This window comes from Amycolatopsis halotolerans (genome assembly GCF_042647905.1).
Lineage (GTDB): Bacteria > Actinomycetota > Actinomycetes > Mycobacteriales > Pseudonocardiaceae > Amycolatopsis > Amycolatopsis halotolerans.
This window is the reverse complement of record NZ_JBHRWI010000024.1, coordinates 68,659-89,387: the sequence shown is the minus strand read 5'-3', so window position 1 is coordinate 89,387 and position 20,729 is coordinate 68,659. Positions and strand designations below refer to the sequence as shown.

General features: G+C 68.9%; 23 protein-coding genes. 10 read left to right on the top strand and 13 right to left on the bottom strand.

Annotated elements, in window-relative coordinates; genetic code table 11:
- Positions 1-60: 60 nt before the first annotated feature.
- Together ACFORO_RS20720 and ACFORO_RS20715 are read left to right on the top strand one after the other, a co-directional pair.
- On the top strand, positions 61-651 hold the full coding sequence (locus tag ACFORO_RS20720; RefSeq protein WP_377871443.1) for a nuclear transport factor 2 family protein: 591 nt from the start codon (positions 61-63) through the stop codon (positions 649-651).
- Complete coding sequence (locus ACFORO_RS20715; RefSeq protein ID WP_377871442.1) at positions 648-1,277, top strand: O-methyltransferase; 630 nt, start codon at positions 648-650, stop codon at positions 1,275-1,277. Before ACFORO_RS20720 ends, ACFORO_RS20715 begins: the two co-directional genes overlap by 4 nt.
- Here the strand turns inward: ACFORO_RS20715 and ACFORO_RS20710 are convergent.
- The gene (locus tag ACFORO_RS20710; RefSeq protein WP_377871441.1) at positions 1,274-1,855 is read right to left on the bottom strand and encodes a hypothetical protein; all 582 of its coding nucleotides are present in this window, start codon (positions 1,853-1,855) and stop codon (positions 1,274-1,276) included. The genes ACFORO_RS20715 and ACFORO_RS20710 overlap by 4 nt on opposite strands.
- A gap of 170 nt (positions 1,856-2,025) precedes the next feature.
- On the opposite strand from ACFORO_RS20710, the gene ACFORO_RS20705 reads away from it, so the two are divergent.
- Both ACFORO_RS20705 and ACFORO_RS20700 read left to right on the top strand, forming a co-directional pair.
- Positions 2,026-3,270, top strand: coding sequence for an MFS transporter (locus ACFORO_RS20705; RefSeq protein WP_377871440.1), 1,245 nt, complete (start codon positions 2,026-2,028; stop codon positions 3,268-3,270).
- Complete coding sequence (locus ACFORO_RS20700; protein WP_377871439.1) at positions 3,267-4,052, top strand: hypothetical protein; 786 nt, start codon at positions 3,267-3,269, stop codon at positions 4,050-4,052. Before ACFORO_RS20705 ends, ACFORO_RS20700 begins: the two co-directional genes overlap by 4 nt.
- A gap of 4 nt (positions 4,053-4,056) precedes the next feature.
- Here ACFORO_RS20700 and ACFORO_RS20695 read toward each other — a convergent pair whose 3' ends face one another.
- Entirely contained in the window at positions 4,057-4,464 is a 408-nt protein-coding gene (locus ACFORO_RS20695) for a PaaI family thioesterase (RefSeq protein ID WP_377871438.1), read from the bottom strand.
- A 31-nt stretch (positions 4,465-4,495) separates the two neighbouring features.
- On the opposite strand from ACFORO_RS20695, the gene ACFORO_RS20690 reads away from it, so the two are divergent.
- Positions 4,496-5,077 carry a TetR/AcrR family transcriptional regulator gene (locus tag ACFORO_RS20690; protein WP_377871436.1) on the top strand — a complete coding sequence of 194 codons (582 nt, stop codon included), beginning with the start codon at positions 4,496-4,498 and terminating at the stop codon, positions 5,075-5,077.
- A 4-nt stretch (positions 5,078-5,081) separates the two neighbouring features.
- On the opposite strand, the gene ACFORO_RS20685 is transcribed toward ACFORO_RS20690, so the two are convergent.
- The 10 genes from ACFORO_RS20685 to ACFORO_RS20640 form a co-directional block, all read right to left on the bottom strand.
- On the bottom strand, positions 5,082-5,678 hold the full coding sequence (locus ACFORO_RS20685) for a TetR/AcrR family transcriptional regulator (RefSeq protein WP_377871435.1): 597 nt from the start codon (positions 5,676-5,678) through the stop codon (positions 5,082-5,084).
- A 909-nt stretch (positions 5,679-6,587) separates the two neighbouring features.
- Positions 6,588-7,613, bottom strand: a complete 1,026-nt coding sequence (locus ACFORO_RS20680) for a LysR family transcriptional regulator (RefSeq protein WP_354750305.1) — start codon at positions 7,611-7,613, stop codon at positions 6,588-6,590.
- 34 nt (positions 7,614-7,647) lie between these two features.
- Positions 7,648-8,739: a hypothetical protein gene (locus ACFORO_RS20675; RefSeq protein ID WP_377871434.1), complete on the bottom strand. Its 1,092-nt coding sequence runs from the start codon at positions 8,737-8,739 to the stop codon at positions 7,648-7,650.
- Between the two features lie 36 nt (positions 8,740-8,775).
- Entirely contained in the window at positions 8,776-10,476 is a 1,701-nt protein-coding gene (locus ACFORO_RS20670) for an ABC transporter substrate-binding protein (RefSeq protein WP_377871433.1), read from the bottom strand.
- On the bottom strand, positions 10,473-11,417 hold the full coding sequence (locus ACFORO_RS20665; protein WP_354750299.1) for a LysR family transcriptional regulator: 945 nt from the start codon (positions 11,415-11,417) through the stop codon (positions 10,473-10,475). Before ACFORO_RS20665 ends, ACFORO_RS20670 begins: the two co-directional genes overlap by 4 nt.
- Entirely contained in the window at positions 11,410-12,420 is a 1,011-nt protein-coding gene (locus tag ACFORO_RS20660; RefSeq protein WP_377871432.1) for an ABC transporter ATP-binding protein, read from the bottom strand. Before ACFORO_RS20660 ends, ACFORO_RS20665 begins: the two co-directional genes overlap by 8 nt.
- On the bottom strand, positions 12,420-13,427 hold the full coding sequence (locus ACFORO_RS20655) for an ABC transporter ATP-binding protein (RefSeq protein WP_377871430.1): 1,008 nt from the start codon (positions 13,425-13,427) through the stop codon (positions 12,420-12,422). Before ACFORO_RS20655 ends, ACFORO_RS20660 begins: the two co-directional genes overlap by 1 nt.
- On the bottom strand, positions 13,424-14,389 hold the full coding sequence (locus tag ACFORO_RS20650; RefSeq protein ID WP_377871429.1) for an ABC transporter permease: 966 nt from the start codon (positions 14,387-14,389) through the stop codon (positions 13,424-13,426). The genes ACFORO_RS20655 and ACFORO_RS20650 overlap by 4 nt, the downstream gene beginning before the upstream one ends.
- Positions 14,386-15,426 carry an ABC transporter permease gene (locus tag ACFORO_RS20645; RefSeq protein ID WP_377871428.1) on the bottom strand — a complete coding sequence of 347 codons (1,041 nt, stop codon included), beginning with the start codon at positions 15,424-15,426 and terminating at the stop codon, positions 14,386-14,388. The genes ACFORO_RS20650 and ACFORO_RS20645 overlap by 4 nt, the downstream gene beginning before the upstream one ends.
- Before the next feature lie 96 nt (positions 15,427-15,522).
- On the bottom strand, positions 15,523-16,482 hold the full coding sequence (locus ACFORO_RS20640) for a GlxA family transcriptional regulator (RefSeq protein ID WP_377871427.1): 960 nt from the start codon (positions 16,480-16,482) through the stop codon (positions 15,523-15,525).
- An 89-nt stretch (positions 16,483-16,571) separates the two neighbouring features.
- Here ACFORO_RS20640 and ACFORO_RS20635 point away from each other — a divergent pair, with 89 nt between their 5' ends.
- The 5 genes from ACFORO_RS20635 (at position 16,572) to ACFORO_RS20615 (ending at position 19,960) form a co-directional block, all read left to right on the top strand.
- Positions 16,572-17,258: a DJ-1/PfpI family protein gene (locus tag ACFORO_RS20635; RefSeq protein ID WP_377871426.1), complete on the top strand. Its 687-nt coding sequence runs from the start codon at positions 16,572-16,574 to the stop codon at positions 17,256-17,258.
- Positions 17,255-17,704 carry a DUF2269 family protein gene (locus tag ACFORO_RS20630; RefSeq protein ID WP_377871425.1) on the top strand — a complete coding sequence of 150 codons (450 nt, stop codon included), beginning with the start codon at positions 17,255-17,257 and terminating at the stop codon, positions 17,702-17,704. The genes ACFORO_RS20635 and ACFORO_RS20630 overlap by 4 nt, the downstream gene beginning before the upstream one ends.
- A complete protein-coding gene (locus ACFORO_RS20625; RefSeq protein ID WP_377871424.1) occupies positions 17,701-17,955 on the top strand; it encodes a hypothetical protein in 255 nt (84 codons plus the stop codon). The genes ACFORO_RS20630 and ACFORO_RS20625 overlap by 4 nt, the downstream gene beginning before the upstream one ends.
- Positions 17,956-18,077: 122 nt before the next feature.
- Entirely contained in the window at positions 18,078-19,322 is a 1,245-nt protein-coding gene (locus ACFORO_RS20620) for a sensor histidine kinase (protein ID WP_377871423.1), read from the top strand.
- Positions 19,310-19,960: a response regulator gene (locus ACFORO_RS20615; RefSeq protein ID WP_377871421.1), complete on the top strand. Its 651-nt coding sequence runs from the start codon at positions 19,310-19,312 to the stop codon at positions 19,958-19,960. Before ACFORO_RS20620 ends, ACFORO_RS20615 begins: the two co-directional genes overlap by 13 nt.
- Positions 19,961-20,145: 185 nt before the next feature.
- Here ACFORO_RS20615 and ACFORO_RS20610 read toward each other — a convergent pair whose 3' ends face one another.
- Positions 20,146-20,601: a hypothetical protein gene (locus ACFORO_RS20610; RefSeq protein ID WP_377871420.1), complete on the bottom strand. Its 456-nt coding sequence runs from the start codon at positions 20,599-20,601 to the stop codon at positions 20,146-20,148.
- Positions 20,602-20,729: the final 128 nt, after the last annotated feature.

Below are 20,729 nucleotides of genomic sequence, written 5' to 3'. Positions count from 1 at the left end.
GCAGCGGGTCCTGCGCCGGGCGATGCTGGCTGGACGAGCCTAGTTCCGGGGAGATTCCTTGTGACGGAAGAAATCCGCGCCGCCGACCGGCAGGCGATCACCGATGTGATGACCGGTTGGATCCATCGCGACCGGGAGCACTGGGACGCGTTGGCGAGCCTGTTCCACGACGACGCTACCCTGACGATCCTGTGGTTTTCCGGCCCGGCCAAGGACTTTGTCGACGGGTCGCGCGGGATGAGCGGCGGTCCGTTGCGCAGCAAGCACTTCATCGGCGCGCCCGTCATCGAGGCCGCCGGTGATCGCGCCTTCGTGGAGACCAACGCGATGCTCGTCGCCGACCACCTCGAGCTGGGGCTTGGCGTGACTGTCCACAATAGATTCCTCGACCGGGTCGAACGTCGCGACGGCGTCTGGCGCATCGCGCGCCGCGATTCCGTCTACGACATGGGCGGCTTCACCTATCCGGATGGAATTCGACCGACCGACGACTTCGACCCGCGACGGCATCCGCGCGAGTACGCCGCGTTGGCATATCTGCTGGAGCACAGCGGACATCAGGTGCCTGACACCTGCCCGACCCGCTTCAGCAAGCGCGAACAAGAGATCCTCGAAGAAGGCCACACCTGGTTGACGGGAGTTTCCGCATGACCCACAGCCCGCTTCGCGATCCGCTCGTCAACGCTGTCATCGCCAAGCTCGTTGCCGCCCAGCAATATCCGGCGGACGACCCGCGGTCCGGCCTCGAACGTGACCCGCACGAATACGGCGAATACGGCTTCTCGATCTCTCCGGAACAAGGCGATCTGATCTATCTGTTGTGCCGGGGAATCCGCGCCACCCGGACCGTCGAATTCGCCACCTCAGTAGGCATGTCGACGCTCTACGCCGCGGCCGCGGTGCGCGACAACGGGGGAGGCACGGTGATCGGCGCGGAGCTGGTCCCGGCCAAAATCGCTGCCGCGCGGCACAATCTCGCCGAGGCCGGGCTGGCCGACTACGCCGAAATCCGCGAGGGCGACGCTCGGGTCACGTTGCGCGATCTCGGCGGCGAGGTCGATTTCGCCCTGATCGACGGGTGGCTGGGCGCTGAACCGTCGCTCGCCCGCGAGGTCATCGAGTTCGTCGCGCCGCGCATCCGGATCGGCGGCTACGTCATGAACGACAATGCCGAACCCGATTTCCTGGACTACATCCGCGATCCGGCCAACGGCTTCGTGTCGGTCTCGCTGCCTCTGCACGGCGGCACCGAACTGTGCGTCAAGGTCGGACCTTAACCGCCCTGCTCCACCGGACCGATCTCCAACGGCGCGGCGCTCCCGCCGGTGAGCTGCTGCCGCCCCACGGTGACGGCGTGGTCGAGCTGCCGCGCCAGATGCGGGACGTTCGCCGAGGTCAAGTACGTTTCCGCGCCGGCGTCGAGCAGCCGCCGGACCGGTCCGTGGTAGCTGACGCCCAGCTCCGCGTCCTCGACCTCGGCGAGGACGACCCGAGCCTTCGGGAACTGCGCCCGGAGACCCCCGATCAGCTGCGGGCTGACCGGCGGCACGAGCAGGACGTCGGCGGTGGCCGGCGCCGAGTGCAGGTCCAGCACGAGGTAGTCCGAGCCGAGTTCGGCGGACAGCGACATCCGGGCCGAGGCGGACAGCTTCATCGCGGTGGCGACCACCGTGACGTCGTCATAGTCGCTCCGCGGCGGTTCGGGCCGGACGCCAGCGCCGGAGATCGTCGCGACCGGGTCGCCGTCCCTGGTGAGGACCAGGTTTTCGCCGGGTCTGAGTGCGTCGATGAGGACCACGAGATCCTCGGGCAGAAGGCTGACGTCGATCTGCCGCGTGGCGCGCTCGCCGGTCATGACTCGCCCAGGCCCAGCGGCTCGAAGCGTACGGCGGGCGCAGGCTGTGGCGTCGTCATGGAACTCGATCATCCCACAAACGCGGCGCCGCTGTCGGGTCCTTCGCGAAGCTACGGGTGATGGCGGTTTCTCGCCAGCGTTACCCGCCCAGCACTTCCTACGCTCGGCCAGTGCATTCAGATAACACTCCGCGCCTTCACGGATCGGTCGTCGGATTCGTCTCCCTCGCTGCCGCACTAGGCACCGCGGCCATCTATCCGCTGCAGCCCGCGATCGCCGAGGTCGCCGGCGGACTCAGCACGTCGCTCGGTGCGGTCGGCGTCGCGCTCGCCTGCGGGCCGGTCGGGTACCTGTGCGGACTCGCGTTGCTGGTGCCGCTCGTCGACCAGTTCCCGCCGCGCTACGTCCTGTCCGCCCAGTTCGGCGCGCTCGCCGCCGCGCTGGGGCTGAACGCGATCGTCGGCCAGGTGTGGATGCTCGGGCTGGTGCTCGGCGTGCTCGGCGCGTGTTCGTCGGTCGGCGCCGGGTTGAGTTCGGTGACTGCCCGGCTGGCGAGTCCGGACCGGCGCGCGACCGCGCTGGGGATCGTCACGGCTGGTATCTCAGCGGGGATCCTTGCCGGACGCATCGTCGGCGGCTGGCTGGCCGATCTCATCGGCTGGCGCGCGATGCTCGGCGTTTTCGCCGCCGGATGCGCGGTTGTCGCGGTGGCGGTGCTGCTCGTGCTTCCGTCGGTGTCCGGGACGAACAATCGTGGCTACCTCGCCACTTTGCGCTCGATTCCCGGGCTATACCTGCGATACCCGGCGCTTCGGCTCGCGGCGATCCGGGGCACGCTGTGGTTCTTCGCGTTCTGCGCGGTGTGGTCCGGTATCGCGGTCGCGCTGTCGAAGCCGCCCTTTTCGTATTCCGCCGAACGCATCGGCTTGTATGCTTTCGCTGGCATCTTGGGAATTTTCGCTACCCGAGTCGCGGGCGCGTGGACCGATCGTGTGGGTGCGCGCCGGGTCATCCTTTGTGGACTGATCCTCGCTGGCGTTGCGAGCGCGGTACTTGCCCTGGCGTTGTCGAGCACTGTTTCGACGTTGGTCTGCCTTGCGCTGTTTGACGCGGGTCTTTTCGCCGCCCAAGTCGCGAACCAGAGCACCGTGCTGGCGATCGAGCCAAGCGCACCGGCGCGGTTCAACAGTGCGTACATGGTCGTCTATTTCGCTGGTGGAAGCCTCGGGACCGCCTTCGGCGCGACGGCGGCCGAGCGAATCGGCTGGCCGCTGACCGCGTTCGTCACCGCGGCGGTGATCGGGGCCGCAGCTGTAATCACCCTGCTTGCTCGCGCCCAGAACGCGGAACTAGGAACGCGCGCGACGCGTCGGAAGACCGTATCCGCAGCGCGCGTCGAAAGGACCCATCGGTGAACGACGACTGGCCCGAGCAGATCGACGGCTGGGAACTCGCCCGGCACGACCGGGTCGAGGCGTACCGCAAACGCTTGGCCAACGCTGTCACGGTCACCGCGACCTGGGACGACAGTCTCGGCGCCGGCCGGGTGGAGGCCTACGTCGAACCGGCCGGGATCGGGCGGACGTTGAGCCAGAGCCGCAAGGACTTCCGCGACAAGGAAGCGTTCTGGACCGCGGCGTACTCCGTGGTCGAGATGGCCGCGAACCTGCCTTCGCTGAGCCAAGGCCAGGAGAGCCCGGCCGAACTGGTGTTGTTCGGCGACGTCGCGGGGACCGTCGAAGCCGAACCGGGCAGTGCCGGAGTTCCGGAAGCGGAGTTGACGTTCACGCTGGCCGACGGCCGCAGCGTGTGCCTGCGCATGTCCGACGAGCAGGCGTTCGACCTGTGCCGCCGCATCGACCGGCTCGAGGACCATGTGTGGTCGGAAGAACGGGAGGACGCCGCGGAGTCTCTTCCGGAAACCGATGCCGAGGTGCCGGATACGACGGGGATCCAGTCGAGCCCGGACACCGGCCACGACGTGGTCGCGCTCCTGGAGACGCGGTTCGGGGTCGCCGAGGACCACCTCCTGGCCCACGTCGACTGGTCGGCCGTGATCGTCGTCGGCGAACCCGCCGTCAGCTCGCTGATCGAACGGACCGACGAGTTGACCGCGGCGATCGGCCCGCGCTGGTATCCCGCCGCCGTCGACCGGCCGGGGGAGCGGTGGGTCGTGCTGCGTCGCGTGGTGAGCTGACGGTTTATCGGGCCTCTCGGCCTGGGCGCAGGTAGGTCAGGGTGTGGTGGGAGACCTGCCGTCCGGCGTCGTCGGTGACCGTCGCGGTGCCGTAGATCGTCCGGCGTCCCGTCCGGGTCAAGGACGATTCGCAGGTCAGGTCAGACCGCGCAGCGCCGAGGAACGCGGTGGTCATGTTCACCGTGACGGCCGGTTCGTCGGGTCCGATGACGGAGAGGATCGCGATCCAGCAGGTGACGTCGGCGAGCGTCATGGCGCAGCCGCCCTGCAAAACGTTGCCCGGGCGGAAGAACTCCGGCCGGGCCGGCAGCGAGAGGGTCGCGACACCCGGATCGACTGCCCGCACCGTGAACCCCCACCACGGCCCGAACGGACTGCCGTCGATGATCTCCTGAGCCCGTACCGTGTCCACGTACAGAAACATAACATGATTAGGTAAGTGGATGCGGCGAACGAACGAGGAACGCTCCCGAACCACCCGCCACGAGCTGGTCGAGGCCGCGCGGCGGCTCTTCGCCGAGCAGGGGTACGCGGGTACTTCGCTGGCCCAGATCGCCGCCGCGGCCGGGATCACCACGGGCGCGGTCTACCACCACTGGGAGAACAAGCAGGAGCTGTTCTACGCCGTGGTAGAGCAGGTGCACGCCGATCTGCACCGGGTGCTGCGGTCCCGATCCGGCGGCACGGGAGCTCCGTCCGACCGGTTGAAGGCGTCCGGCTCGATCTTCCTCCGCCGCTGCGCTGACCCGGCCGTGGGACGCATCCTCCTGGTCGACGGCCCGTCTGTGCTGGGCCAGGAACGGTGGCGAAACCTGGACGAACAGTGGTGGCGGGAGCCGACTGTCGCGTTGCTGCGCGAGGCGGGCAGTTCTGGCGGCGGTGTCGAGGAGCTCGCGGTCGCTTTGCTGGGGTCGCTTACGGCGCTGGGACAGGAGATCGCGGGTGCCCCGGGTCCGGCGCGGATTCGGCGGTGCCAGCAGGTGTATCGGACGTTGGTGGACGCGGTATCAGGTCAGGCGAACTGAGCTATTACGAAGCTGCGAGAAGAAGCGCGGTCTGCACCGCTTCCTCAATGTGCGCGCTCACCGTACCGCCGTGCTGCAACGCGTCCTCGGCCAGTTTTTCCAGTCCTCCAAACAGAATCAGCGCGCGGACTCGCGACAGCGGAACACCGCCGGATTCTCGGAATTCGTCGCCGGCCGAGATGGCGCGGGCGATGGTGACGTAGGCGTCGTGGTTCAGGTCGGCGGTGATCGGCGCGTCTGCCAGCGGCACGTCGCGGATGTAGCTCAGCATGACGGCGGGCCGGGCGTCGACGACGCCGATCCAGGCCGTGACGAGCTGGCGGATTTGGGTTTGCCAGGGCGCGGTGCGGTCGACCGCGGCGGCTACCCGCGCGGATCCGGTCTCGGCCGCTCCCTGGAGCAAGGCGAGCAGGCAGGCTTCCTTGGAATCGAAATGCTCGTAGAAGCCGCGCCGGGAGGTGTGCGCCCGGCCGACGAGGTCGCCGATCGTGATCTTCGGGAAGCGTTTTTCCGCCAGCAGCGATTCCAGCGCGCCGGTGAAGCGGCTCCGGTAGGCGCCCGGGCGCTCGACGGGCGTTTCCGGCTCAGCAGCGCGTGGCACCGCGCGGGTCCTTCCTGTCCGCGGTTATTCCGTGATTCTACCAGCCCCCGAGCAGGGTATTGCGAAACGCGAGGCGGATATCCGGGAAATGGCAGGAGGAACGGGTCCGGCGGCATTCAGCGGTGCTGGTTGGTCTGGGTGGCAGCAAGGCGTGCGACGCTCCGGCAGCGGTTGCGCCATCCCAGTGACATCAGGGAAAGACGTTTGGCTGATTGCGGGCACGTTCGGTAGCCTTTTGTTGCAGCGTCAGATGGGGGAGTCGAGCGCTAGGGGGATATAGGTGTTTTCACAGCTTTTCTTCGCGTTGCACATGAGACGCACGTCTGTGTCGAAGTAGCTGTAGCCGCAGGTCATCGGGTTCGCCACGATTGTGCGTTCACGCCTGTCCAGGTCCAGCGGCGTAGCTTGAGGCGGTCCGTGAGGGGAACCCTGAGGGACTCAGAGTCCCTCAGGGTTCCCCTCACGGACGTCGGCACCCAGTTGCGGTATTTCGTCGCTTTTGAGCACTCGGGTCGAACCCGAATTTTTGTTCGCTCAGGTCGCGGATCAGTCTGTTCGGGGGAAATCAGGAAAAGAATGGGAAAACCATGACAATGGCACCTGATTCTCTGAAGATCGCCAGGGTGGCTCCGGTCGCGGGGCCGTTTGGGGCGCGACGGCGTCTGGAGGGGCTGCTACACGTCTTACAACCCCAACGCGTGATCATGGCCTGACGTGCCGGGCATGATCACCACGACGCGGTGCCGAGCCAATGGCGTCCCGGCACCGCGTCTCCACTGCGGAAAGCGTGCGTCAGCGACGAGAACGAGCTATCCGTGGGACTGATCTTTTTTCCTTTTCGCGGGAATCGCTTTGGCCATTACAGCGGTACGGCCGCTACTAGGTCCTTGACGCCGAAGCCCGAGTCAGTCACTGAAGCCGAAGCACCGCTTGCTCCACCGAAGCGCACCCCGGCTCGTCGATAGGCGGCAGGATATCCGCCGGATCCGCGCACACCCCGCGGATCACATCGGCCACCCGCAGCAGCAACCCAAGCCGCGGATGGTGCGGCGGCCAAGCGATCCCGATCTCCCGCGGTGACACGATCTCGCTCAACGAGAACCGCGTGACGCCGGGATAGCGTTGCCCGAGCGCCAGTTGCGGCACGATCGAATACCCGACGTCCGCCGCGACCAGCGGTTCGACCACGTGGATCTTGTCGGTGTCGAAGACCCAGTTCGGCTCGATGCCCTGGCGGCGGAGCTCCGCGGCGACCTCCAGTTGTTCGCTCGTCAGGCACACCATCGGCAGGCCCCGCAGGTCCGCCGGCCGGATTCGGGGCACCGAGGCCAGCGGGGCGTTGCGGGGGGCCAGCAGGATGAACGGGTCGCTGAACAGTTCCAGGCCGTGTGCTTCCCCGCTTTGCAGGGGGAAGATGACGAACGCGATGTCGATCTCGCCGAAGCGCAGCAGTTCCTGCAGGCGGACGTCGTCGTCGACCTCGATGGGCTTGATGCGGCACGGGATGTGCTGCGTGCGCATCGCGGCCAGCACCAGCGGCATCACCCGCACCGCGACGCTCGAGAACACGCCGATCCGGACGGTCGGCTCGCGGCCGTCCCGCATGTCCTGGATGTGCCTCGTCGCGGTGCGGAGGATGACCTGCACTTGTTCGGCGGCGTTGACCAGCGCGATCCCGGCGTCGGTGAGCCGCACCTGGCGTTGTCCGGACATCCGGCGGACCAGCACGACGCCGAGCCGCCGTTCGATCGACGCGATGCGCTGGCTCACGGCGGGCTGGCTGCAGCCGAGCGCGACCGCCGCCGCCGCGAAGGAGCCCTCGTTGGCGACCGCGTACAGCGCTCTGAGCTGCAGCAGCGTGAGACGGCCGTTGTCGGACCAGATCGCGTCCAGCACCACCCGGCCGAGCCGGTTCCGTCGTTCCGCGCCGATCATGGGCTGGCCTCCTTGCCAGGTGGTGCCGGGAAACTCAGGGTTCCCGCATCGGTCTCATCGGGTCCCCCCCGGCGAGGCAGAAGGCGGCGGCGAGATCGATCGTGCCGGCCAGGTCGGCCAGATCCGCGACTTCGCCGGAGCTGTGCATGTGCCGGATGGGGATGTTGAGGACGCCGCACCGGATACCGGCGGCGACAGCTGCCATGGCGTCGGCGTCGGAGCCGCTCTCGTCGCCGTAGGCCTCGATGGTGTAAGGGATTTCGAGTTCTTTGGCCAGTCTGCGCAGACTGCGCGCCATGGGTTCGTCGGTGACGGCGCCGCGGCCGATGGCCGGGCCGGAGCCGAGCCGGTGGTCGCCGGTTTTGCGTTCGATGCCGTCTTGCGGGATGTCGCTGGCGAAAGTGGTGTCGATCGCGAGCGCGAAGTTCGGGTTCGTCGCGTAGACGGCGCCCATCGCGCCGTGGTAACTCGTTTCCTCGCGCACGCTGGCGACCACGGAGATCTCGGCGGTGACCGACGCCGCGGCCGCCGCGCGAGCCGCTTCGAGCACGGCCAGCGCGCCGAGCCGGTTGTCCAGCGCCGGTGCGGCGATCCGGCCGTTGAGCAGGTCGACCGGGGACGCGCCGAACACCACCGGGTCGCCGACGGTGATCACCGATTGCGCGTCGGCCCGGCTGGTCGCGCCGATGTCGATCCACAGATCGGCCATCTTGGGCGACGAGTCCTCGTCGTTCAAATGCGGCGGCGCGGTTCCAATCACGCCCGGCACCCGGCCGTCTTCGGCGAGGACCACGACGTGCTGGCCGTACAGGATCGCGGCGTCCCAGCAGCCGATGCTCACCGCCCACAGCCGTCCGGCGTCGTCGATGTGGCTGACGCTCAGCCCGATCTCGTCGATGTGCCCGATCAGCGTGATCCGCGGCGTGCTGCCCGGGTTCACCACGGCGTGCCCGCTGCCGAGCGGATCGACGTGCACGTCGGCGAATTCCCCCGCCAATTCTACCCAGGCGCGCACCGGTTCTTCCTCGTAGCCGGACGGCCCGCGCGCGGCGAGCAGCGGCAGGAGACGCCGGCGCAACGTGGCGGCGTCGGGCGCGTAATGCGAGGAACCGTCGGGGTTCGGCATGCTGCTCCTTTTCTGGGGCGGGGATTTCGGGAGAGGTCAGCGCAGCCAGGCGACACCGGGCAGGAATCCGAACTGGCCGCTGAACCGGTAATTGCCGAGCCGCGCCGAGGTGAAGTCAATCCATTTCGGCACGTACATCGACACCCACGGGGCCTGGTCGGTGACCGCTCGGTCCACTTCGGACCACAGCCTGTTCGCCGCGTCCGGGTCGGTGTTGGCCAGCCGCAGGGCTTCGGTCATCCGGGCGTCGATGGCCGGATCGCAGAAGCCGCCGATGTTCGGGCTCGCGTCCGAATTCGGCACGAACGCGGCGCACGAGGTGAGCACTTTCAGGAAATCGCTGGCCGCCGGATAATCCTGGGACCAGTCGGTCAAGGCGGCTTCGACGTGATTTCCGGAATTCTGGACGAAGGGGAACTGCAACCCCTCGTCCATCGGTTTCAGTGTCGCACGGTACCCCAAATCGGTCAACAGCGTCTGCATGTATTCGCCCATCGCGATATGCATCCGGTTGTTTCCGGGCACCACCGAAACCGCGGCTCCGGCGGTGCCGGATTCCGCGACCAGCCGTTTCGCTTTCGCGAGGTCGGGGCCGCGCCACGGGCCGCGGCCGTTCGGGGCGGGGTTGCTCGTCCACGGGCAATACTGCTGGTAACCAGGAAGACTCGGCACCAGGACCTGGCACGTCGGGACGGCCAGCCCCGGCCCGCCCGCCTGCAGCACCGCCGAGTTGCGGTCGAACGCGTAATTCACCGCCTGTCTGGCCTTGAGGTTGTCGAACGGCGGAATCCGCGTGTTCAGCGCCCAATACCAGATGTGCCCGAGCTGGTCGATGTGCAATTGCCTCGGATGGTCGACGCTGACCTCGTTCAGCCGGTCCGGCGGAATCGAGTCGACCGCGAGATCGGCCTGGCCGTTGATCACGGCGGTGACCTGGTCGGTCGGTTCGAGGCCGAATTTCTGCACGATCTGGTCCGGATTCCCCTCCGGGGCGGTGAGCGGAGACCAGGAACGGAAGTACGGATTGCGTTTCATGACGACGCGGTCGGTCGGATCGTAGCTCGCCCAGTAGTACGGTCCGGTCGAGCGCAGTTTCGACACGTCCGAACCGACGTCCGCGGGCGGGGTGTCCGCGGGCAGGATCGATGCCAGCGGCTGGCCGAGCTGCTGCGGGAATTCGGGATCCGGTTCGGTCAGGGTGAAAACGATCTTGCCGGTCGTCTCGTCGATCGAGATGCCCTTCGACAGATCGCAGGTTTCCGGGGTGTCCAGGCATTCCTTCGCCCCGGCGAGGACGTCGAACTGCGAGGACGTCGTCGGCCCGTGCACCTTGAACATCCGCTCGAAGGACGCCTTGACGTCCGCCGGCCGGACCTCGCGGCCGTCGCTGAACCGGATCCCGGACCGCAGCGTGAACGTCCACTTGAGACCGCCGTCCGTCGGTTTCGGGATTTCGGTCACGAGATCCGGCGCCACGTGCTGGCCGGTTTCCGGGCCGGACTTGGTGAACGCGGTGAGACCGTCGTAGGTCGCGGTGAAGAGGGTCCACGACGACGTCGAGAAATTGACCATCGGATCGGCCGTGCCGACGTTGCCCGACGACAGCATGACCTCGGTCCCGCCCTGGTGCCCGTGATCGCCGGGCGCGACGGACGTCAGGTCCAGCGTGTCGTCCACCGCGCATCCGCTCGCCCCGAGGAGCACCAAAGCCGCGAGTACCGCCGGCAGCCGTCTCATCGCGCCATCCCCTCGCCGTCGACCGGCGGCAGAATCTCCGCTGGGCGGGCACACACCCGCTGGATGATGTCGATGACCCCGCGAATGAACGCGAGCCGCGGGTGATAGCGCCGCCAAGCGATGCCGACGGTCCGCGCCGGAACCGTGCCAGCGAGGGAAACCCTTCGTACGCCAGGCGTTCGGCCGCCGAGGGTAAGCCGGGGCACCGCGCCGTAGCCGAGGCCCGCGGCGACCATCGCCTCTACGGCGTGGTTGGTTTCCATCTCCAGCACCCAGTTCAGCTCCGCGCCCACAGACGCGGCCCAGGCCTCCATCGGGTCGCGCTGGCCGCGCAGGCCGATCAACGGGAGCCCGGCGAGCCGGCCGGGGGAGACCCGCTCCGCGCCGGCGGGCATGAGCAGCACGAACGGGTCGGTGAGGAGTTCCGCGGTGAGCAGCGCCGGGTCGGTGATCGGCAGTTTCACGAACGCGAGATCGACGTCCCCGTTGCGCACCAGCCGGGACACTTCCGTTTGCTGGTCCAGTTCGACCAATTCGATCCGGTAGTCGACCGGCTGCCGCCGCAGCGCCGCCATCATCGGCGGGATCACCCGCTCGCTGGCGCTGGTGAACAGGCCGATGCGGACGGTCGCGTTGAGGCCCTTGCGGATCGTCTCCACCTGGCTGACGGCGACCGAGAGGATCCCGCCGACCTGTTCCGCGGCGGCTACGAGGGTGTCGCCCGCCTCGGTCAGCGATACCCGGCGCTGCTGCCGGGACCGGTGCACCAGCAGGACCCCGAGCCCGCGCTCGAGACTCGCGACCCGCTGGCTCACGGCCGACTGGGTGCAGCCGAGCGCGGTCGCGGCCCCGGCGAACGAGCCGGTCGCGGAGATCGCGATGATCGCCGCGAGCTGCGGCAGTGTCGGACGGGCGGACTGGTCGGCGTCGGCGCTAGTCATCGCGAGCAGCCTTCGGTTCGGCCGGCACCACCTGGACCGCCGGCTCAAGCGGATGATGACAGGCGACCTCGTGACCAGCGTGTTCCCTGGTCAGCACCGGTTCCGTGGTGCGGCAGACGGTGGTGGCGCGCGGACAGCGCGGATGGAACCGGCAGCCGCTCGGCGGCTCCAGCGGGCTGGGCACGTCCCCGGCCAGCGTGGTGTCCCGCCAGTCCGAGCCCGCCGCCGGATCCGGGATCGGCACCGACGCCAGCAGTGCCGCGGTATAGGGATGTTGCGGGGCCGCGAAGATCTCGCCGACCGGTGCCTGTTCGACGATCCGGCCGAGGTACATCACCGCGACCCGGTCGGAGGTGTGCCGGACGACGCCGAGGTCGTGCGCGATGAACACGTAGGTGAGCCCGAGCTGTTCCTTGAGATCGTCGAACAGGTTCAGGATCTGCGCCTGCACCGAAACGTCCAATGCGGACACTGGTTCGTCGGCGACGACCACGCGCGGCCGCAGCGCCAACGCTCGTGCGATGACCGCGCGCTGCCGTTGCCCGCCGGACAGTTCGTGCGGGAACCGGTCGGCGAGTTCGGCGGAAAGCCCAGTCAGGACAAGGAGTTCCGCGATGTCCGCGCGGCTCGCCGGTTGACGGTGCACGCGCAGCGGTTCGGCGACCGAATCACCGATCCGGCGGCGTGGATTGAGGCTCGCGTACGGGTCCTGGAAAATCATCTGCACCGACCGGCGGACCGGACGCAGCCCGTGCCGGCCGGTCCGGCTGATCTCGGTGCCGTCGAAGGTGATCGACCCGCTGCTCGGCTGGTAGAGCCGGACGAGACAGCGGCCGAGGGTGGACTTGCCGCAGCCGGATTCGCCGACGAGACCGAGTGTTTCGCCGCGCCGCACGGACAGCGAGACCCCGTCGACGGCGCGCAGCCGTCCGGGGCGGCCCAGCCGATTTCTCCGTACCGGGAACCATTTGACCAGGTCTGTGGCGCTCAGCAGGTCGGACATCAGGCGGTTCTCTTTTCGTCCGGGCTCGACGCGTGCCGCAGCAGGCAGGCGTCGAGATGCTCCTGAGCCGAAGGCAGCAGAACCGGCCGCTGCTGGACGCAAACCGCTTCCGCGTCCGGACATCGCGGCGCGAACGCGCAGCCCGGTCCGATGTCGGCCGCCAGCGGAGGCAGGCCCTCGATGGAGGGCAGGCGAGCGGGCCGGGGCGCGTCCAGCCGGGGAATCGACCCGAGCAGCCCGACGGTGTACGGATGCTGCGGCCGGGCGAACAGCTGCGCGGTCGGCGCCTGCTCGACGATCCGCCCGGCGTACATCACCTGCACCCGCGACGCGATTCCGGCGAGCACGCCGAGGTCGTGCGTGATCAGGATGACGCTGGTGCCGGTGCGGGCGCTCAGGTCCCGGATGATGCGCAGGATCTGGGCCTGCACCGAGACGTCCAGTGCGGTGGTCGGCTCGTCGGCGATCAGGATGTCGGGTTCGCAGGACAGCGCCATCGCGATCATCACCCGCTGCCGCATGCCGCCGGAGAACTGGTGCGGATAGTCCCGCGCGCGGGCCCCCGGGCTCGGAATGCCGACCGTCTCGAGCAGTTCGACCGCGCGGCGGCGGGCGGCTCGCCTGCCGACGCGCTGGTGCTGGCGTATCTGTTCGGCGATCTGCCATCCCACGCGGTACACCGGGTTCAGCGAGGTCATCGGGTCCTGGAAGATCATCGCGATCCTCTGGCCCCGGTAGTCGCGCATCCTCGTGGCGGGCAGGGCGAGGAGGTCCTGGCCGTCGAACAGCACCCGGCCGCTGACGACCGCGTTGCCGTCGCGGATCAGGCCGAGCAGCGCGAGCATCGAGACCGACTTGCCGGAGCCGGATTCGCCGACCACGCCGAGGGTTTCGCCCGCCCGGAGCTCGAACGACACGTCGTCCACCACCCGCACCAAGCCGCCGCGCGTGCGGAATTCCACGGTCAGGCCCTCTGCGGACAGGACTTTCGCGGGCAAGGTCGTCATCGCACTCGGATCCTCGGGTCAAGGGCGGCGTAACCGAGGTCGACCAGGAGGTTCACCAGCACGACGGTGAACGCGCCGTACAGCGTCACCGCCATCAGCACCGGCAGGTCGAATCGGCTCAGCGAGTGGAAGGTGAGGTTGCCGACCCCGGGCAGGCCGAACACCTGCTCGGTGAGCACCGCGGCCCCGCCGAGCATGGCCCCGAGGTCGAGGCCGAAGAGGCTGACGAACGGGATGAGCGAGTTCCGGAGCACGTGCCGCAGCAGCACCCTGGATTCGGAAAGCCCTTTCGCCCGCGCGGTGAGCACGAAATCGGACCGGTCGACCTCGATCAGGTCGGCCCGCAGCACGCGCGCGTACAGCCCGGCGGTGCCGATCGCCAGCGTGATCCACGGGAACAGCAGTTGCTCGAACCACTTCAGCGGGTTGACGTTGATCGGCGTGTAGCCGAGTTCCGGCAGCCAGCTGAACAGGCTGTTGTGCCAGGAGCCCTGGGTGAGCATGTTCACGACGCCGCCCAGCCAGTACACCGGCAGCGACATGCCGACCAGGCCCAGGCCCGTCAGCAGCGGATCGATCGCGCGGCCGCGGAAAACCGCGGCGAGCGTGCCCGCGCCGAGCGCGAGCAGCAGCCAGATCACCGCGGCCCCGGCGACCAGCGACAGCGTGACCGGAATCGTCTTGGCCACCCGGGAGAGCACCGGGCCGCGATCGGTGTACGAGACCAGGTCCCGGTCGATGACCAGGCGCTTCATCATGGCGAAGTACTGCTCCGGCAACGGTTTGTCGAGGCCGAAGTCGGCCCGGATCTGCTCGATCACCTGCGGGGTCGCCTGTTTGCCCGCGATCTGCCGCGCCGGGTCGACCCCCGGGGTCTTGAAGAAGATCAGGAACACCAGGATGCTGACCGCGATCAGCACCCCGGCCGCGGAGAACACGCGGCGCACGACGTAGGCGATCACCGGGCACGCATCCGCAGCTCGGCCTTCGGGTCGAAGGCATCCCGGATCGCGTCGCCGAGAATGTTCAGCACGCACACGGTGATCGCGAGCAGCGCGCCGGGCACGATCGCCATCAGCGGCCGGCTGCGCAGCAGTTGCGTGCCGTCCTCGATGATCGTGCCCCAGCTCGCGGCGGGCGGGTGCACGCCGATGCCGAGGAACGACAGCCCGGACTCCAGCAGCATCGCCGTCGCCACCATCAGCGGGAACAGCACGATCACCCGGGACAGCACGTTCGGCAGGATTTCCCGGCGGATGATCCGGCCGTGCCCGGCGCCGTAGGACGTCGCCGCGCCGACGTAGTCCGCGGCGCGCACGGACAGCACCGCGCCGCGCACCGGCCGGGCGACATAAGGCACGTAGACCACCCCGATAATCAGGACTGGCAGCGCGAGACTGCCCGAACTGACCCGGACGAAACCGAGGCTGATCCCGGACGCGAAGCTGATCGCGGAAATCGAGATCGCCAGCATCAGCACGGGGAACGCCCACACGACGTCCAGGATTCTGGACAGCACTCCGTCGACGACCCCGCCGACGTACCCGGCGATCAGCCCCACCACGAGGCCCCCGGCGCAGGCGACGAGACCGGCGAGCACCCCGATCACGAGGGTGTTCCGGCCGCCGTACAGGATCCGCGCGGCGACGTCGCGGCCGTCCCCGTCCGCGCCGAGCAGGAAATGCGCCTGGCCGGTCGGCCCGATCGGCAGCACGCCGACGCCTTGCGGCGCTGGTTGCAGCAGCGGCACCACGGTCCCGTCGTCGAGGACGGTGCTGCCGACCGGATCGGCCACGAACGGATCAGTGCCGGAGATGTGGCCGGCGTAGAGCGGCGCGAGCAAGCACAGCACCACGATCACGGCGAGGACCGCCGCCGAGACCATGACCCGGGAATTGCCGAGCAGGGCCCGGAGGCCTCGCCGCCACGGCCCGCCGCCGGACTCCGGTTCTGCTCGCGGGCCGACGACCGCCGGCTGCGCGGGATGGGGCTCGGTCACCTGGCCACCCCCCTCGGATTCGCCGCCTGTGGGCAAAAGCTAGAGAAGGTTCACGTTTTTCGGCAAGAAGACCGGCATCGCATTCGATAAGACGGACTAATCAGCTGACCGATGCGTTCCCGGCCGGAACACTTTCCGGTAAGCGCCGGGTGGCACGCCGACGACCTGGCCGAACTGGGAACGGAAGTTGCTCGTCGTGGGAAAGCCGGTCTGCGCGGCGATCCGGTCGACGGTGTGCTCGGTGGTCTCGAGCAGTTCCTGCGCCTGCCGCAGGCGCACTCCGGCCACCCATTGCATGGGGCTTTGCCCGGTTTCTTCCTTGAACCGCCTGGTCAGCGTGCGGACGCTCAGCCCGGCCGCGTCGGCGATGTCCGCGAGCGCGAGGTTCCGGTACGCGTTTTCCTCGATCCACGCCACGACCTGGTCGAGCGTGGTCGGGCGGCTGGGCGCGCGGTTGCGGACGATGTATTGCGCCTGCCCGCCGGGCCGGTGCAATGGCGCGACGGCGAGGCGCGCGGCATCGGCCGCGACGGCGGTTCCGTAATCGTTCTGGACGATGTGCAGACACAGATCAATTCCGGCGACGGCACCCGCGGAAGTGAGGATTCTCCCGTTGTCGGTGTAAAGCACGTCGGGATTCAATCGGACGGCGGGGTAGGTGCGCGCGAATTCGTCGGCGGCGAGCCAATGCGTTGTCGCGTCCCGGCCGTCGAGCAATCCCGCTTCGGCGAGCGTGAATGCCCCGACGCAGATCGACGCGATCCGCGTGCCGCGGTCGGCGGCGGCCCGCAGCGCGTCGAGGACGGCGGGCGGTGCGGGCGCCAGGGGGTTCTCCCGGCCGGGCACCACGATGAGGTCGGCGCGCTGGAGGGCGTCCAGGCCCTCGTCGATCGCCAGCCGCAGCGGGCCGGCGCTGATCGCACGCTCCGGACCGGCGACGACGGTCCGGTACCCCGGGCGGCCGTCCGGGAGCCGGACACGCCCAAAGGTCTCGATGGGGGTGGCCAGATCGAAGGGGATCGCATCCGGGAGTGCGAGCACCGCTGTGGTGTACATCCCCGCAGAGTAAGGCATCTGCCGTGTGGCCAGATGTAGGCGTTATATGTCCAGATGGCCATTGTGGAGATCATCGCGGAGGGCTTTCGATGGACGAAAGCGTCCATCGAAAGGAACCGCTCGTGCTCCGTGCCCAGTTCGTGCTCTTCGACGGGTTCGACCCGCTCGACACCATCGCTCCGTTCGAGGTGTTATCGGCCGGAAGCGACTTTCTCGGCGGCAAGCTCGCCGTGGAACTCGTGAGCGCGGACGGCCCCGGCGTCGTGCGCTCCGGCGTCCCCGGGCTCACCCTGACCGCGACCGCCGCGCTCGATCCGGACGCACCCGGCTACGTCCTCGTCCCCGGAGCCGCCGGGCCGATGGAGGGCGACCCGGACGTCGAGACCATTCCGGTCCTGTTGTCGCGCTTCGCGTCCGGGGACGCGATGCCGTTGCTGCGGCGCGCGTTCGACAATCCGGACAACACGGTCGTGACCATTTGCGGGGGTTCGCTCGCGCTGGCCATGGCCGGTCTGCTCGAAGGCCGCACCGCGACGACGCACGTGCTCGGCGTGGACCTGCTCGACGCCGCCGGAGTGAACGCCGTCCGCGCCAGGGTCGTGGACGACGGCGACTTGATCAGCGGCGGCGGCGTGACGTCGGGCCTCGACGTGGCTCTTTACGTGCTGGAGCGCGATTTCGGCTCGCAGGCCGCGCGGGCCGTCGAGGAGCTTTTCGAATACGAACGCCGCGGCACCACCTGGAAAGCCTCGCATTCCGTGAAGGGAAATTCGTGAACGCTTTTCTGCTGTCGGTTCATGTCTTGGCGGCCATTCTCGCCATCGGTCCGGTCGCCGTCGCCGCGAGCATGTTCCCCAGTGCCGCCCGGCTCGATTCCGACGACCCGAAAAAGGCTGCCACACTGCAGGTTCTCCACCGTACGACCCGGGTCTACGCAGTGATCGGAGTGCTCGTCCCGGTCTTCGGTATCGCGACCGGCGCGCGGATGGGCGTGCTCGGCGATACCTGGCTGATTGTCTCGCTGATCCTGACTGTCGCCGCCGCCGGAATCCTGATCGCTCTTATCCTGCCCGGCCAGAAACGCGTAGTCGACGCACTCGGATCAGAGAAGCCAGCGGCCGTCCGCCTGGGAATGACGACCGGCGTCTTCAATCTGCTCTGGGCGGTGGTGGTCGTCCTGATGATCTACCGTCCCGGCTCGACGACGGGAGTCGGATTGTGAGTCCGCGACGGATTCTGGAAATCATCGGCGCGGTGGAATTGGCGACGCTGGTGCTGATGCTGGGGAATATCGTGACCGTGCATCAGCCGGAGGTCTCGCAGGTGCTCGGTCCGATGCACGGTTTGGCTTACACGGCAACGGTGATCGCCGCTGTCCTGGTCATGGGCGGCCGTCATCGGATCTGGCTGCTGGCGCTGATTCCGGGAATCGGCGGGCTCCTCGCGGCACGGGCTGCTTTGCCCGCGGCCTGATCGGCAACCACGCGCCTGACCGGCCAAGACCACCTCAAGTGCGACAGGTGGCACTAGGTTCACCATGTGATCGGGTACGGGCTTCATGGCACCGTCCTCCTGCGGTGCCTTAGCGTCATGCCATGACGATTCCAGCCGGACTGAGCCGCGCGGTCCTCCGGGCCCGGCGGGACACCGGCTTTCTCGCCGCCGGTGTGCTGCCGCACCTGGCGCTGGTGCCCGGGTGGGCCTGGGCGGCGGCGACCGCCGCCAGGACCGGGAACTGGCTCCTCGCGGTTTCCGTGCCGGCCGCCTTGGTCCTGCTCGGCTCCCCGGTCCTGACGGCCGTTCAGCGGGCTCGCTACCGGGTGCTCATCGGCGTGGACGTCCCGCGAGCCGCCGCCGCGCCGGAACAATGGGCCTGGGCTTCGATCGCCCGGTGGCTCGCGGCGACGCGGCCTTGGCGCAAGATCGGCTACCACCTCCTGCTCGGCCCGTTGCTCGCGCTGCTGGAACTGCTGGTGCTCGCGGCGGCAGCGGCGGGCCTGGCGGGCGTCACCGCCTACGCCTGGGCATGGGCGCTGCCAACCGGAATCCGCCAGGACTTGTTCGGCTACCTGACCCAGCTGCCCGCCTACACCGCGGCCGGGCTCCTCCTTCTGTGTGCGCTGCCCTGGACCGCGCGGGCAGCGGCCCGAGCCGAGGCGCGGCTGGCGTCCGGCCTGCTCGGGCCCAGCCGGGCGCAGCGGCTCCAAGAGCGGGTCGATCACCTTGCGGTGAGCCGGACCGACCTGATCGAGGCCGTCGACGCGGAACGCCGCCGGATCGAGCGCGACCTGCACGACGGCACCCAGCAGCGATTGGTGTCGCTCGCGGTCAACCTGGGTCTGGCCATCGCCACCCGCCCGGACCTGCCGCGCGATGCCCGCGAGGTGATCGAGAAAGTGCACCTGGAAGCGAAGGCCGCGATCGCCGAACTCGACGACCTGGTGCGGGGGCTGCACCCGGCCGTGCTCGAAGACCGGGGTCTGGACGCGGCGTTGTCCGGGCTGGCTGCCCGCACTCCCTTGCCGGTGCGGCTGCGGGTCAGTCTGGAGGAACGGGTGGCGCCCAAGGTGGAGTCAGTCGCGTATTTCGTGATCTCCGAAGCGCTGACTAATGCGACGAAGCACGCCAACGCGATGCGTGCGGAGGTGACAGTCCGTCAGGTCGGCGAGGTGCTGCGAGTGCGCGTTACCGATGACGGGCTGGGCGGTGCCGACGCCTCCTCCGGCACGGGGCTGACCGGGCTGGCCAAGCGGGTCGGTTCCCTGGACGGGGCCTTCCGCGTCAGCAGTCCCGTCGGCGGGCCCACCACGATCACCGCGGAGCTGCCGTGCGCGCGGTGATCGCCGAGGATTCGGTGTTGTTGCGGGTCGGCCTGATCAAGGTGCTGGAGGCGGGCGGGTTCGAGGTCGTCGCGGAAGCAGGCGACGCGGAGGGGCTGCTGGCGGCAGTGGAGGAATACCGGCCCGAACTCGCCTTGATCGACGTCCGGATGCCGCCCGGCTTCACCGACGAGGGCGTGCGGGCGGCGATGGAGATCCGCCGGCGCTGGCCGGGGACGCCGGTGGTGCTGCTTTCGCAGTACGTGGAGGAGCGGTACGCGGCCGACCTGCTGTCCGCCAACACCAGCGGCGTGGGCTACCTGCTCAAGCAACGGGTCGCCGACGTCGCCGACTTCGTGGCGGCGGTCCGGCGGGTGGCGGACGGGGGCACGGCCCTGGACCCGCAGGTCGTGGCCCAGCTGCTGCTGCGGCGCGACAGCGACCCGCTCGCACGGCTGACTCCCCGCGAACGGGAGGTGCTCGGTCTGATGGCCGAGGGGCGCTCCAACGCCGGTATCTCGCAGTCGCTGGTGGTCAGCGAAAGCGCCGTGGCGAAGCACATCAACAACATCTTCGCCAAGCTCGACCTGCCCGTGGTCGACGCGGACCACCGCCGAGTCCTGGCGGTGCTGCGGTTCCTCGGAGCGTCCCGAGCCTGACACGCTGCGAGCGCGGAGTCGGATGGCGGCAGCGCCTGCGCCGGTCGGCTGGCCGGGTGCGCGACGCCGAGGTCCGTGAGGGGAACCCTGAGGGAATCTGATTCCCTCAGGGTTCCCCTCACGGACTTTCGCAGGGGCGGAGCCAGGCGGCGCACCACACCCCTGGACCGGGCCGCGAGCGCCGATCACGTCGCGAGCCCTTCCACCCGGCGGCCCGGCCGGGGTAAGGCCCGGGTCGCGAGAACCGCGCAGATCACCGCCAGCGGCACCTCGGCGAAGGCCGCCATCAGCACCGCCAGCGTGAAGTCCGGACCTGGGGCAGCCGTCATGGTGTCGAACCAGGCGTCGGCCAGCAGCAGGGCCGAGGTCGCGGCGGCGGTCAGGCAGGCCCGGCGGTCGCCGCGTCTGAGGAGCAGTCCGGTGGAGAGCAGGCCGAGCGCCTCGAGGCTGTCCAGGCCCGTCCACGTCCAGGCCCAGTGCGCGGCCTGAGCGGTGGACGGCAGCTCGGTGTGCAGGAAGACCAGCCAGGGAATCATCGCCAGCCCGAGCACGGTGAGGACCGTGGCTGCCCGGCGCAGCAACAGGGGGAGCGTCGAAGCGGCTGCGGTCTTCGCAAGGATCCGCGGGACACCGCTCGCCATGACACCTGACCCCCTCCGGTGCCCGCCTCTCGGGCACCACATCAGGATGTCTTCGCGGCGTGCCCGAGGCAGTAACGCTCCTATCCGACTTGATGGTGGCAGCAGGTACACCTTCCCGGAGATCTCCC